At 67.1% G+C, this 12381-nt stretch carries 15 protein-coding genes; 7 read left to right on the top strand and 8 right to left on the bottom strand.

The window, feature by feature from the left end:
- Positions 1–71: 71 nt before the first annotated feature.
- The 3 genes from AB7O82_RS18430 to AB7O82_RS18420 are packed head-to-tail and all read left to right on the top strand — an operon-like array spanning position 72 to position 2838.
- The gene (locus AB7O82_RS18430; RefSeq protein ID WP_428546154.1) at positions 72–935 is read left to right on the top strand and encodes an ABC transporter permease; all 864 of its coding nucleotides are present in this window, start codon (positions 72–74) and stop codon (positions 933–935) included.
- Positions 932–1888, top strand: coding sequence for an ABC transporter ATP-binding protein (locus tag AB7O82_RS18425; protein ID WP_428546157.1), 957 nt, complete (start codon positions 932–934; stop codon positions 1886–1888). Before AB7O82_RS18430 ends, AB7O82_RS18425 begins: the two co-directional genes overlap by 4 nt.
- Positions 1885–2838 (top strand): ABC transporter ATP-binding protein, encoded by a 954-nt coding sequence (locus AB7O82_RS18420; protein WP_428546160.1) that lies wholly within the window; start codon positions 1885–1887, stop codon positions 2836–2838. The genes AB7O82_RS18425 and AB7O82_RS18420 overlap by 4 nt, the downstream gene beginning before the upstream one ends.
- On the opposite strand, the gene AB7O82_RS18415 is transcribed toward AB7O82_RS18420, so the two are convergent.
- A complete protein-coding gene (locus AB7O82_RS18415) occupies positions 2839–4365 on the bottom strand; it encodes an ABC transporter substrate-binding protein (protein ID WP_428546163.1) in 1527 nt (508 codons plus the stop codon).
- A gap of 15 nt (positions 4366–4380) precedes the next feature.
- Between AB7O82_RS18415 and AB7O82_RS18410 the strand changes: the two genes are divergently transcribed.
- Positions 4381–4731, top strand: coding sequence for a 4a-hydroxytetrahydrobiopterin dehydratase (locus AB7O82_RS18410; protein WP_428546166.1), 351 nt, complete (start codon positions 4381–4383; stop codon positions 4729–4731).
- Positions 4732–4789: 58 nt separating this feature from the next.
- Here AB7O82_RS18410 and AB7O82_RS18405 read toward each other — a convergent pair whose 3' ends face one another.
- The gene (locus AB7O82_RS18405) at positions 4790–5728 is read right to left on the bottom strand and encodes a TAXI family TRAP transporter solute-binding subunit (protein ID WP_428619914.1); all 939 of its coding nucleotides are present in this window, start codon (positions 5726–5728) and stop codon (positions 4790–4792) included.
- A 13-nt stretch (positions 5729–5741) separates the two neighbouring features.
- Positions 5742–5984 carry a DUF3297 family protein gene (locus AB7O82_RS18400; protein ID WP_428546172.1) on the bottom strand — a complete coding sequence of 81 codons (243 nt, stop codon included), beginning with the start codon at positions 5982–5984 and terminating at the stop codon, positions 5742–5744.
- 109 nt (positions 5985–6093) lie between these two features.
- On the opposite strand from AB7O82_RS18400, the gene AB7O82_RS18395 reads away from it, so the two are divergent.
- Complete coding sequence (locus AB7O82_RS18395; RefSeq protein ID WP_428546175.1) at positions 6094–6708, top strand: hypothetical protein; 615 nt, start codon at positions 6094–6096, stop codon at positions 6706–6708.
- 187 nt (positions 6709–6895) lie between these two features.
- Here the strand turns inward: AB7O82_RS18395 and AB7O82_RS18390 are convergent, their stop codons facing one another.
- Positions 6896–7225 carry a hypothetical protein gene (locus tag AB7O82_RS18390; protein WP_428546178.1) on the bottom strand — a complete coding sequence of 110 codons (330 nt, stop codon included), beginning with the start codon at positions 7223–7225 and terminating at the stop codon, positions 6896–6898.
- 55 nt (positions 7226–7280) lie between these two features.
- Complete coding sequence (locus AB7O82_RS18385) at positions 7281–8042, bottom strand: SDR family NAD(P)-dependent oxidoreductase (protein WP_428546181.1); 762 nt, start codon at positions 8040–8042, stop codon at positions 7281–7283.
- An 80-nt stretch (positions 8043–8122) separates the two neighbouring features.
- Between AB7O82_RS18385 and AB7O82_RS18380 the strand changes: the two genes are divergently transcribed.
- Positions 8123–8467 (top strand): YkvA family protein, encoded by a 345-nt coding sequence (locus tag AB7O82_RS18380; RefSeq protein ID WP_428546184.1) that lies wholly within the window; start codon positions 8123–8125, stop codon positions 8465–8467.
- Here the strand turns inward: AB7O82_RS18380 and AB7O82_RS18375 are convergent.
- From AB7O82_RS18375 to AB7O82_RS18365, 3 genes are all read right to left on the bottom strand, one after another.
- Positions 8448–9374, bottom strand: a complete 927-nt coding sequence (locus AB7O82_RS18375; protein ID WP_428546187.1) for a DMT family transporter — start codon at positions 9372–9374, stop codon at positions 8448–8450. The two genes, AB7O82_RS18380 and AB7O82_RS18375, sit on opposite strands and share 20 nt — an antisense overlap.
- Before the next feature lie 354 nt (positions 9375–9728).
- Positions 9729–10250, bottom strand: coding sequence for an N-acetyltransferase family protein (locus AB7O82_RS18370; protein ID WP_428546190.1), 522 nt, complete (start codon positions 10248–10250; stop codon positions 9729–9731).
- 49 nt (positions 10251–10299) lie between these two features.
- Positions 10300–10917 carry a LolA family protein gene (locus AB7O82_RS18365; RefSeq protein ID WP_428546193.1) on the bottom strand — a complete coding sequence of 206 codons (618 nt, stop codon included), beginning with the start codon at positions 10915–10917 and terminating at the stop codon, positions 10300–10302.
- A gap of 146 nt (positions 10918–11063) precedes the next feature.
- On the opposite strand from AB7O82_RS18365, the gene AB7O82_RS18360 reads away from it, so the two are divergent.
- Positions 11064–12191 (top strand): LLM class flavin-dependent oxidoreductase, encoded by a 1128-nt coding sequence (locus AB7O82_RS18360; RefSeq protein WP_428546196.1) that lies wholly within the window; start codon positions 11064–11066, stop codon positions 12189–12191.
- Positions 12192–12381: the final 190 nt, after the last annotated feature.

Raw genomic sequence — 12381 nt, 5'->3', positions numbered from 1 at the left:
CGCTCGGGATGACGGTATTCTTCTCCTATGCAGATACCCTACCTCGTTGAGCGACAAGTGAGCTCATCGCCATGAACGTCGCGACCGTGACTGCCAGCCCCAGACGTGGCTGGCGCAGCCTCGCCACCTGGTTCGGCGCGGCGATCGTCGGCATCGCCGCGATCTGCGCCCTCTTCGCCCCCCTGCTGGTGCCCTACGATCCGTTCGCTCAGGACCTCGGCAAGCGCCTGCTGGTGCCGTTCTGGATGGAGGGCCATGTGCCCGGCCACATCCTCGGCACCGACCAGCTCGGTCGCGACTATCTCTCTCGCCTGATCTGGGGCTGCCGCATCTCGATGCTGATCGGCGTCACGGTCACGATCGTGTCCGGCCTGATCGGCATCACCCTGGGCGTGCTGGGCGGCTTCATCGGCGGCCGCGTCGACGACGCCGTGCTATTTGCCATCACGACGCGTCTATCGATCCCGGTGGTGCTGGTGGCCCTGGCCGTGGTCGGCCTGCTCGGCAGCTCGATGACGCTCCTGGTGCTGACCCTCGGCCTGCTGCTTTGGGACCGCTTCGCCGTGGTGGCTCGCTCGACCACCATGCAGGTGCGCCATCTCGACTTCGTCGCCGCTGCCTGGTGCGCCGGCTGCTCGCGCTTTCGCATCCTGGCACGCGAGGTGCTGCCCAACATCGCGAGCCATCTCGTCGTCGTGGCGACGCTCGAGGTCGCGCTCGCCATCCTGCTCGAGGCCGCCCTCTCGTTCCTCGGGCTGGGCGTCCCGCCGCCGCTGCCGTCGTGGGGCCTGATGATCGCCGAGGCCAAGGATTACATGTTCTTCAGCCCCTGGGTGATCGTCATTCCCGGCGTGGCCCTGTTCGTGCTGGTGCTCGGCATCAACCTGCTGGGGGACGGCCTGCGCGACATGTTCGGCACGAGATCCGATCCGTGAGCGCGCTGCTCGACGTCGACGAGCTCGAGGTGAGCTTCGGTGGCCGCACCGCGGCGGTGCGTGGCGCCTCGCTCGCCGTCGAGCGTGGCGAGACCCATTGCCTGGTGGGCGAATCGGGCTGCGGCAAATCGGTGACCGCGCTCGCCGTCATGAACCTGCTGGCGCGCGGCGCACGGCGGCGTGCCAGCCGGCTCGCCTTCGAAGGCGAGGACCTGCTGCGGCTTTCCGACTCGGGGATGGCCCGTCTGCGCGGCGATCGGATGGCGATGATCTTCCAGGAGCCGATGACCTCGCTCAATCCCGCCTACACGGTAGGCTCGCAGATGACCGAGGTGCTGCGCCGCCATCGCCGCGCCAGCCAGCGCGCCGCCACCGATCGCGCCGCCGACCTGCTGGCGCGCGTCGGCATCACCGCGCCCGGCCTGCGGCTCGGCCAGTTCCCACACCAGCTGTCGGGCGGGCTGCGCCAGCGGGTGATGATCGCCATGGCGTTGATGTGCGAGCCCAGGCTGCTGATCGCCGACGAGCCGACGACGGCGCTCGACGTCACGGTGCAGGCCCAGATCCTGCGCCTGCTCGCCCAGCTGCAGCGCGATCTCGGACTAGGCATGCTGCTGATCACCCACGATCTCGGCATCGTGGCGCGCGTCGCCCATCGCGTGTCGGTGATGTATGCCGGCGAGGTGGTCGAGAGCGCGGCGACCGCCGAGCTGTTCGCCCAGCCGCGCCATCCCTACACGAAGGGCCTGCTGCGCTGCGTGCCGGTGCCGGGTCGCATCAGGCCCGACGAGCCGCTGGGCTCGATCCCCGGCACGGTGCCGCGGATCACGCCGGGCTTCGCCGGCTGCGCCTTCCGCGAGCGCTGCGACTTCGCCGACGAGAGCTGCCAGCGCACGATCCCGCGCCACGCCGCCGGGCCCGGCCACGAATTCCTGTGCCGGCTGCCGGCATGAGCAGGAACGCGATCGAGGTCACCGGGGTCCGCCGGACGTTCCGCATCAAGGGTGGCCTGATGGGGGCGGATCGCCATGTCGTGGCGGTCGACGATGTTTCCTTCACCGTGCCGACCGGCGGAGTGCTGGGCATCGTGGGGGAATCGGGCTGCGGCAAGTCTACGCTCGCGCGCCTGATCCTGGGCCTGCTCGAGCCCACGTCCGGCGAGATCGCCGTCGAGGGCCAGCGCGTCACCGCAATGGACCGCCGGGCGCGCGCCCGCCTGATCCAGCCGGTGTTCCAGGATCCCTTCGCCTCGCTCAATCCGCTGGCGCGGGTGCGCGACATCGTCGCCATGCCGCTCGAGGCGCAGGGCGATCTCGCACGCAGCGAGATTGCCGACCGGGTCGACGAGATGCTGACGCGGGTCGGGCTCTCGAGCGAGATGGGCCAGCGCCGGCCGACCGAGCTGAGCGGCGGGCAGCGCCAGCGCGTTGCCATCGCCCGCGCCCTGGTGCTGCGCCCGCGCATCGTGGTGTGCGACGAGCCGACCTCGGCGCTCGACGTCTCGGTGCAGGCGCAGATCCTGAACCTGCTGGCCGAGCTCCGGCGCGATCTCGGCCTCACCTACCTGTTCATCAGCCACAATCTCGCGGTGGTCGAGCATGTCGCGAGCGAGGTGGCGGTGATGTATCTCGGCCGCTTCGTCGAGCGCGCGCCGACCGAGACCCTGTTCCGCACGCCCGAGCATCCCTACACCAAGGCGCTGCTCGCCTCCGTGCTGACGCCCGAGCCGGGCCTCGGCGTGCCCGATGTCGGCCTGGGCGAGACCCTGCCCGACCCGGCCAACATCCCGCCCGGCTGCCGCTTCCACCCGCGCTGCCCGATCGCCGAGCCGCGCTGCTCCGTGGAGACGCCGCCGCTCAAGCCGCGACCGGCGGGCGGGGTGGAGTGCCTGCTGGTGCCTTAGCTACTTCCACTTCGCCAGATAGAAGCGCGGCAGCTCGTCGGGGTAGGTCTTGAAGTCGAGCTGCTTGGCGAAGGCATAGGCATTGACGTAGGTGAACAGCGGCAGCCAGTACGCCTTCTCGGTGATCAGTTTGATGGCGGCGGAATAGGCCTTCTTGCGCACGGCCGGGTCGGAAGTGTTGCCGCCCTCGGCGACCAGCTTCTCGAGCTCGGGATCGCGCGAGTAGTTGTTGTTCTCGTCCTTGCCGAACATCACCGGCAGGATCGCCGACACGTCGTTGATCGAGTAGCTGCCCCAGCTGCCGTGGAAGAGCGGCGCCTCGCCGCGCCACGATTTCTGGATCGCCGGCGCGACCTGCATCTGGGTGATCTTGGCGCGGATGCCGACCGCCTGCAGGTAGTTCTGGATCGCCGCGGTCCACGACGTCACCGCGACGTAGGTCACCATCTCGATGTCGAAGCCGTTGGCGAAGCCCGCCTCGGCCAGCAGCGCCTTGGCCTTGGCCGGATCATAGGCGTATTTCATCGCGGCGTCGGCGTCGCAGCCGAACTGGGTCGGGAAGCAGGGCGCCGGCGGCACGCGGCTGCCGCCCTGCACCAGCTTGTTGGCCATCTCCTGGCGGTCGACGGCATGCCATATCGCCTGGCGCACCTTGAGCTTGGTCAGGGGATTGTCCTTGCCCGAGCGGCCGGCCGCATCGATCGAGAGATAGCCGACCCGCATCGATTCCTGCCGCACTGCCTGCAGGTGGGGCATCTTGTTGATGCTCGCGATCTGGTCGGGATTGATGTTCCAGATCCAGTCGGTGCGCTGGGCCAGGAGCTCGGTGACCTCGGTGGCGAGGTCGGGCACGAAGCGGACATGCAGGGTCTTGATCGCCGGCTTGCCCTTGGGCGAGCCTGCCCAGTAATCGTCGAAGCGCTCGAACACGACCTCCTTGCCCTGCTCGTTCTTGACGATCCTGTAGGGGCCGGCGCCGACCGGCTTGGCGGCGAAACCTTCCGGCCCGACCTTCTCGCGATAGGCCTTGGGATGGATCGGCGTCACCATGGCGAGATACTCGAGCGCCGCCGGCGTCGGCCGCTTCATCTTGATGCGCACGCTGTAGTCGCCTGTCTTCTCGACCTTGTCGATCCAGGCGTAGTTGGATGGCGTCGCCACCTTGCTGTCGGGATTGGCCGCCATGTTGATGGTGTAGACCACGTCGTCGGCGCTCAGCATGCTGCCGTCGTGGAACTTCACGCCCTGGCGGATGGTGAGGTCGAGCGAGTTGTCCTCGGCGAACTTCCAGGCGGTGGCGAGCGCCGGCTTGATCTCGAAGGTCGCGGGATCGCGATGGACCAGCATGTCCCAGGCGTGGTGAGCCAGGATCAGGCCGGTGCGCTGGCTGTTGAAATACATGTCGAGATTGGGCACGGCATCGACGAACTGGATGCGCAGGGTGTCGGCGCTCTTCTGTGCCAAGGCCGGCGGCGCCACGGCGAGCGACGCGGCAGCCAGGATTGCGGTGCGGCGGATGAGTTTCACGGGTCCCTCCTGAAGTTGGCAGAGCCTAGGCCCGCGGCCGCGAATCAGGCAAGCTTCACGCTACAGCAGGAGGACCTGATGACCGCCAAGCTCACCGGACCAGCCCGCGCCGCCGCCCTCGCCGCGCTGGCGGAATGGAAGGAAGTTCCCGGCCGCGACGCCATCCAGCGCAGCCTCAAGTTCGCCGACTTCAACCAGGCCTGGGGCTTCATGACCAGGGTGGCGCTGGCGGCCGAGAAGGCCGACCACCATCCCGAATGGTCGAACGTCTACAACCGGGTCGACATCGTGCTGTCGACCCACGACGCCGGCGGCCTCAGCGACAAGGACGTGGCGCTGGCCAGGGTCATCGATTCGGTGGCGTAGGGGACAAGGCTCATAACTGGACCGCGGGCGTCTCGCCCGCGGCCCAGAAGACGCTTCCTTACAGCAGCCCGGTCTCTTTCAAATAGCGCACGACGCCGGGATGCAGACGTCCGGTCGGCGCGACCTTGACGGTGTTGGCAGGAGTCGTGTCAACCAGCTGCACTGGCGGATTGCCGGCCTGGGCGAGTTCGCCCAGTGCCCTGGCCAGCCGATAGGCAACCGCTCCGTCGAGGCCGGGCCGCGCCATGACGAAGCTCCACGAGCCGACCGAGGCGATTGGAGCGGTCTGGCCGGGAAAACTGCCGGCGGGCTGCGTCACTTCCTTGAGGAAGCCGTGCCTGGCGAGGATGCGCCGGATGCCCTCGGCGTCGGGCGCGATGAAGCGCGCTCCGGGCTCGCTCCGGGCGACCGTCACGAAGCCCGGCCAGCCCGCGCCGCCGCCCCACAGGGCGGCTGCCCGGCCGTCGAGCACCATGGCCGGACCGTCGCCGGCGCGCTCGAGATAGATCGGCTGAAAATCCTTCGCCGCGTCGTAGCCGAGTCCGTCCATGGCATAGCGGCCCAGGATCACCAGGCCCGATCCCCGGGCGCCCCACGCCACCGGTTTGCCCAGGAGATCGGCGATGGTGCGGTAGGGCGAATCGGCCCGTACCACGAACATGCCGGCGGTAGGATACATCGCGGTGACGACCGCGAGGTCGGCCGGCGGACGGCCGATGCCGGCGAGCGCTTCGTGCGCGACCTCGCCCTGGATCAGGGCGATGTCGAGGGTGCCCGCCTCCAGCATCGGCACGTTTTCGGTGCTGCCCTTGGTGTTGATCGCCTCGATCTCCAGCGCAGGATCGAGGCGCCGCACGCCGTCGATGAAGGCCGCGCCATAGACCGGGAAGCCGCCGCCGGGCGTTGCCGTGCCGAGACGAATCTTCATCGGCTGCGCCCCGACTGGCGGAGTCGCGAGGACGGCGGCAGCGGCAAGGACCTGTCTGCGCAGGGGCATGACGTCACCATGGTCAGGGCTTCTCGAGATAGGGTTCGACCTTGCCGGTGAGCCTGATGGTGAGCGGGTTGCCCTTGCGGTCGAGCGTCTTGCCGACGGCGACCCGGATCCAGCCTTCGCTCACGCAGTACTCCTCGACATTGGTCTTCTCCTGGCCATCGAACCGGATGCCGATTCCACGGGCCAGCAACGCCTCGTCGTAATAGGGGCTCTTGGGATTGGTCGACAGGCGATCGGGGAGAGATGTATCGGTCATGCTTCGACTATAGCAGCCCTCGAATGGGAGGGGGCCCACTTGTCCCGTTGCCCGCGAACAGCACGCGGATTAGGGTCTTGCCAACAAATACGGGGCAATCGGGGTAATCATGGCTTGGGGTCGCCTAATCGTCCTGGCTGGTCTCTGCGTCGCCACGCTCGTGGCCTGCGAGAGCTATCAGCGGGTCCAGTCGACGGCTGCGCTGCAACGCGCCTTCTGGGGCCTGCCGGAGGCCGGCCCTCGGGCCGATGTCACCAGCCTGGTGAGCTGCCCCAACGGCTACGAATGCGACCTGTTCGCCAACGCGGCCAACTACAACGATCCCAAGACCGACCTCAACAAGCGCCTGACCGTGGTGTGGACCTGCCAGCCGCAGCGCTTCGTGCTGTCTGCGGTGGCGCCGTCCGGCCTCAAGGTCAGGATGGCCTGCGTCGCCCAGCAGCCGCTGGTGCCGCGCACTATCCAGATCCTCGAGGCGACCTGGGGCTCCGGCGGCGCCGGCGCCACGATCGACGTCACCCAGCAGGTGCGCAATATCTGCGGCGATTCCTCCACGCGCTGCCAGGTGCCGGCGATGGCCTACATCTTCGGCATGCCGGACAAGGAGGTGAAGTCGCTCAGGATCCGCTTCACCTGCAACGGCCAAACCACGCCCGGCCAGCAGGCGACCGAAAACAGCATCGCCGACCTGCGCTGCGAACGCTTCGCCGACCTCTACAAGTAGCGCGCCGCCTCAGGGGGCCGACGCAAATGGAGCCCTAACTTTGCCGAAAAAGCACGTCATGCGCTGGGAGCGCGCCACTCCGATAGCGCTCTTCCTGCTGACTACACACTCGATGAGCGCCATCGGAGTGGCGCGCTCCCAGCGAAAGAACGACTGGCCGCTCCTCGATTGACGTCAAATTTCGCGCCTACGGGGTCGGAGCTCCGGGCGGCGGGGCGATGCGTCGGCATTCGCCGATCATGATGCCGCCCGCGGTGCCCTCGAGCGGCGTGACGGAGAGCGCGCCGTCATTCCTGTTGTAGGTAAGAAGGAAGGCGGGGAAGCGTGTCCGGAGCGCCTGGTAGGTGATGCTGGTCTGGGTGCCCTCGATCAGCCGGCCGACATCCAGCAGGTAAGCGACGTTGCGCAGGTCGTCGAACATCATCGCGAACTGGTTGGTGGCGCCGCGGCGGGTGTCGACGTACTTGCAGCCGAGCCAGCGGGCCTCGGCCATCGCCGGGCCGGACAGCGCGGCCATGGTGGCCGCAAGCGCGGTCAATCCCAGCCAACGCATCGCAAGCGAGCCAGCCGCCCTATCGCGGCGCCATGCGGATGGCGCCATCCAGCCGGATGACCTCGCCATTCAGCATGTGGTTCTCGACGATCTGCATGGCGAGCTGGGCATACTCCTTGGGATCGCCCAGGCGCGAAGGGAACGGGACCTGGGCCCCCAGGCTCTTCTGCGCCTCGGCCGACAGGCCCATCATCATCGGCGTCAGGAACAGGCCGGGCGCGATGGTGCAGACGCGAATGCCGAGGCCGGCAAGATCGCGGGCGATCGGCAGGGTCATGCCGACGACGCCGCCTTTCGACGCCGAGTAGGCTGCCTGGCCGATCTGGCCGTCGAAGGCGGCCACCGATGCCGTGTTGATGATCACGCCGCGCTCGCCGTCCTCCATCGGCTCGGACTGGCCCATGGCGAAGGCGGCGAGCCGGATGACGTTGAAGGTGCCGATCAGGTTTACCTGGATCACTTGGGCGAACATGGCGAGGTCGTGCGGCGCGGATTTCGACACCGTGCGGGCGGCCCGCCCGATGCCGGCGCAATTCACCACCACGCGCGGCACCCCGAGCTTCTCGACCACCGTCTTGACCGAGGCCTCGGTGTTGGGCCCGTCGGCGACATTGGTCTTGACGAAAAGGCCGCCGATCTCGGCCGCCTTGGCGTTTCCCAGCTCGTCCTGGAGATCGAAAATCGCGACCTTGGCGCCCGCTGCGGCCAGCGCCGACGCCGTAGCGCCCCCCAATCCCGACGCACCACCAGTGACGATGGCAGCCTGCCCCTTGACGTTCATCTGTATGTCTCCCTGCAGCCGAGTTTTTACCACGCTCGCTCCCCTTGCCAAGTCGGCTGTGGCCGACCAACTACGAGGATATGAGCGACGCTGGCGGATTTGCCCGAAACGAGGCGATGGTGCAGCAGGGATTCTGGCGCAAGGCCCGCCGGACCTTGGGCCGCGTGCCCTTCACCGAGGAAGCCGTCGCCTCCTTCTATTGCGCCACCGATTCGGCGACGCCGATGGCGATCCGGGCGACCCTGCTGGGCGCCCTCGCCTATTTCGTGCTGCCGATCGACGCCATCCCCGACCTGTTCCTCGGCCTGGGCTTCACCGACGACGCCGCGGTGCTGCTCGCTGCCTTCACCGCCGCCCGGACGCACATCACCGAGGCGCATCGCGAGCGGGCGCGCGCCTGGCTGCTCAAGCAGAAGGCGGCTTGATCGACGACGCCTGCTGCTCGCGCAGCCGGCGCTCCTTGGCGAGCTGGTGCTCGCGGTGGGCGATGTAGAGCGCCGAGGCGATGACGATGGCGGCGCCGACATAGGTCCAGATCACCGGAATCTCGTCCCAGATCAGCCAGCCAACGAACACCGCGAAGGGCAGGCGCAGATACTCGAAGGGCGCCACCGCCGACATCTCGCCGGCCTTGAAAGCCTGCACCCAGAAGTACTGACCGACCGTGGCCGACAGGGCGACACCGACCGCCAGCACCCAGCCCCAGGCGTCCGGCCAGCGCCACACGAAGAGCGCGGGGGGCGCCAGCAGGATGGTCGAGAAGATCGCGAACTGGGTCAGGATCATGAGCGGCGTCTCCGAATCGGAGAGCCGCTTCACCAGCAGGATCGAGATCGCCACGGTGGCGGCGTTGGCCAGCGCCACCAGCGCGCCCGCCTGCAGGCTGCCCTCGCCCGGCCGCACCATCACCAGCACGCCGAGGAAGCCGACGATGGTGGCGCTCCAGCGCCGCCAGCGCACCTTCTCGCCGGCAATCAGCGCGGCGACGACTACCGAAAACAGCGGCTGCGAGAAGGCGATGGCGGTGGCGTCGGCTAGCGGCAGCATCGACACGGCGTAGAAGCCCAGCACCATCGACAACGTGCCCATGAAGGTACGCCAGAAATGGCCGGCGATGCGCTTGCTCTGCCACGGCTTGACCTTGCCGGCGGCAATGATGGGCAACAGGATGACGAGCGAGATGACGGCGCGGAAGAATGCCGTCTGCACGCTCTCGATCTGGACCGACAGCAACCGGATCATGGCGCTGGTCGCGGTGAAGACGAAGCCGCCCGTCACCAGCCAGAAGGCACCCTGGACGTTCGGCGGCAGGTTTCGCAGCCACTCGCGCATTCCGATTGCCGCCCTAAGACTTGGGCTCGCGCCCGCCACGGCGGGGCAGGCGCGGATCAATCACGTTCATTGGCCAGCCTGACAATCCTCATCGAATCGACGGACACTTATCGTCTCGTTTTCCTCCCCCGTCATCGCCGGGCATTCGCATATGACAAAAACGTCGTCATCCCGACCGGAGCCGAGCGTAGCGAGGCGTAGTGGAGGGACCCTTCTTGTTGCGACACCATCAAGAAAGGTCCCTCGACTGCGCCGCCAATGGCGCTGTAAACAGCGCCTAATCGGGCGGCTCCGCTCGGGATGACGGCGTTTTTGAATGCCCTGCCCGTCATCAGGAGAGGTGAGATGTGTGGCCTACGGCGCCGCATCACCTGCGCCCAGCGCGCGCTGCATCAGCACGCTGTCGAGCCAGCGGCCGAACTTGAAGCCGATGTTCTTCAGCGTGCCGACCATCTCGAAGCCGCAGGCGGCGTGCAGGCGGATCGACGGCGTCTGCGCCGAATCGCCGATCACTGCCACCATCTGGCGCTTGCCGGCCGCGGTGCACTGCTCGATCAGCTCCGGCAGCAGCGCCTTGCCGACGCCTTGGCCGACCGCGTCGTTGTCGATGTAGATCGAGTCCTCGACCGAGTATCTGTAGGCCGGTCGCGGGCGCCAGTTGCCGGCATAGGCGTAACCCAGGACGCGACCGTCGCGCTCGGCCACCAGGTGCGGCAGGCCGAGATCGAGCACGGCGGCGCGGCGACGCTTCATTTCGCCGAGATCGGGCGGATCGATCTCGAACGACGCCGTGCCGTGCAGCACATGATGGCGATAGATTTCCATGCAACGCGCGACATCGGCCTCGGTCGAGGCCCGCACGATCAACTCCGTCACTGTCCCTGGTCCCCGCACTCTTTCCCGTTCATGCGGGGCTTATAGCGCGTCAGTTGGGCTGGCGCCGAATCGAGGCGGGATCGGGGCTGTCGTTCTTGAACAGCGAATCGGCGAGCTGCAGGCCGGTCTGCATGTCGTTCAGCGACACGGTGACCTGGTGGCCGCGGTTGTCGATGATGGTCCAGCCGCGCAGCAGCAGGGGATTCTCCGCCAGCCGCACGATCACCTTGCCCTCCTGCGGCTTGCGCGTCTGCGACATGGTGAACTCGAGCAGGCCGTTGACGCGATCGATCTTCTCGACGCGCAGGTCGCCCGACAGCGACAAATTCTCCCTGACCAGGAACGTCGCGGCCGTCCAGCCGATCGGCCACTGCCCGAAGTCGCGCGTCGCGGGATCCCACATCGTCACCTGGTAGCCGTCGGCCACGATCTTGAGCTGCGAGGGCGCATCATACTCGAAGCGCATGCGGCCGGGCCGGCGCAAATAGAGCGTGCCCTGCACCACGGAGCCATTGGGATTGCTCTGCACGAAGCGCGCTTTCATCGTGCGGATCGAATTGAAGTATTTCTCCAATTCGGGGACTCCGGTCTGCGCCTGCGCCGGCAGGGCGGCCGCGAATGCGAGAAGAACGGTGGTCAGAAAGGCTGTGAAGAGGGTGCGCATCATTTGGATATGTCGAACGAATCTGGCGGTTTCAAGTTCCCTTGCCGCTCCATTGGCCACTCCCTTGGCTGCCCTCTTCACAAGTCGGTAAACGACCGTTTACCATATGGCCGTCTACCATGCCGGCAATCGCCGGGAGGAATTGCGCAATGCATGTCGGAATGGCCGCCGTCTTCCAGAACACGGGTCGTGCGCTCAGCGACCACCAGATCTATCTCAACGAGCTGGCGCTGGCCGACATGGCCGAGCCACTCGGCTTCGACTCGATCTGGTCGGTCGAGCATCACTTCACCGACTACACGATGTGCCCCGACGTAGTGCAGTTCCTGTCCTACATGGCAGGCCGCACCCGGCACGTCCGGCTTGGCTCGATGGTGGTGGTGCTGCCGTGGCACGATCCGATGCGCGTGGCCGAGCAGATCTCGATGCTCGACCATCTCTCGGGGGGCCGCATGATCCTCGGCCTCGGTCGCGGCGCGGGCAAGGTCGAGTTCGACGGCTTTCGCCTCGACATGGGCGACAGCCGGGAGATGTTCGTCGAGTACGGCGAGGCGCTGCTGCGCGGCCTCGAGACCGGCATCATGGACTACGACGGCAAGCACTATCGCCAGCCGCCGACTCCCATCCGGCCGGCGCCCTGGAAGAGCTTCCGCGGCCGCAGCTACGCCGCCGCGGTCAGTCCCGAAAGCGCGCGCATCATGGCCCGGCTGGGCGTCGGACTGCTGATCATCCCGCAGAAGCCATGGCGCGAGGTCGAGAAGGAGCTCACCGAGTACAATCAGCTCTATCGCGAAATCAACGGCACCGACGCGCCGCAGCCGATCTCCGCGGGCTGGATCTTCGTCGACCCAAGCGCCGAGCGGGCGCGCGAGATGGCGATGCGCTACATCGGCGGCTACTACCGCACGGTGCTCGACCACTACCAGTTCGCCGGGGCGCACATGAAGAACCAGCGTGGTTACGAGTACTACGCCAAGATGAACGAGAAGCTCGCGGTCTACGGCGACCAGAAGGCGATCGAGTTCTTCGCCGATCTGCAGGTCTACGGCACGCCCGAGCAGGTCTACGAGAAGATCATGACGATCCACAGGCAGACCAGGAATTCGGGCTTCGTCGGCGTGTTCTCCTACGCCGGCATGCCGCACGAGGAAGCGGCGCGCAACATGCGGCTGTTCGCCAGCGCCGTGATGCCCGCGCTCAAGGCATTCGACGCCGGCGCCACCATCGACCGCTCGCACGCCCTGCCCGACCTGCGCTTCGCGGTGGCGGCGGAGTAGTCTTCTCCGCCCCGACGAAGCGACGATTCATTGCTGGGAGCGCGCCACTCCAGTGGCGCTCATTGAAGTTGCCCCGGTTTCGTGGACATCGGCACGATAGTGTTTCAGGAGTCCACCATGGCAAACAGGCATCATGAGCCCTATTCACCGGAGTTCCGTCGGCAAATGGTCGAGCTTGTTCGAGCTGGAC

Source organism: Reyranella sp., assembly GCF_050185545.1.
Taxonomy (GTDB): Bacteria; Pseudomonadota; Alphaproteobacteria; order Reyranellales; family Reyranellaceae; genus Reyranella.
The sequence above is the reverse complement of the archived record's forward strand: the minus strand, read 5'-3'. Positions and strand labels throughout refer to the sequence as shown.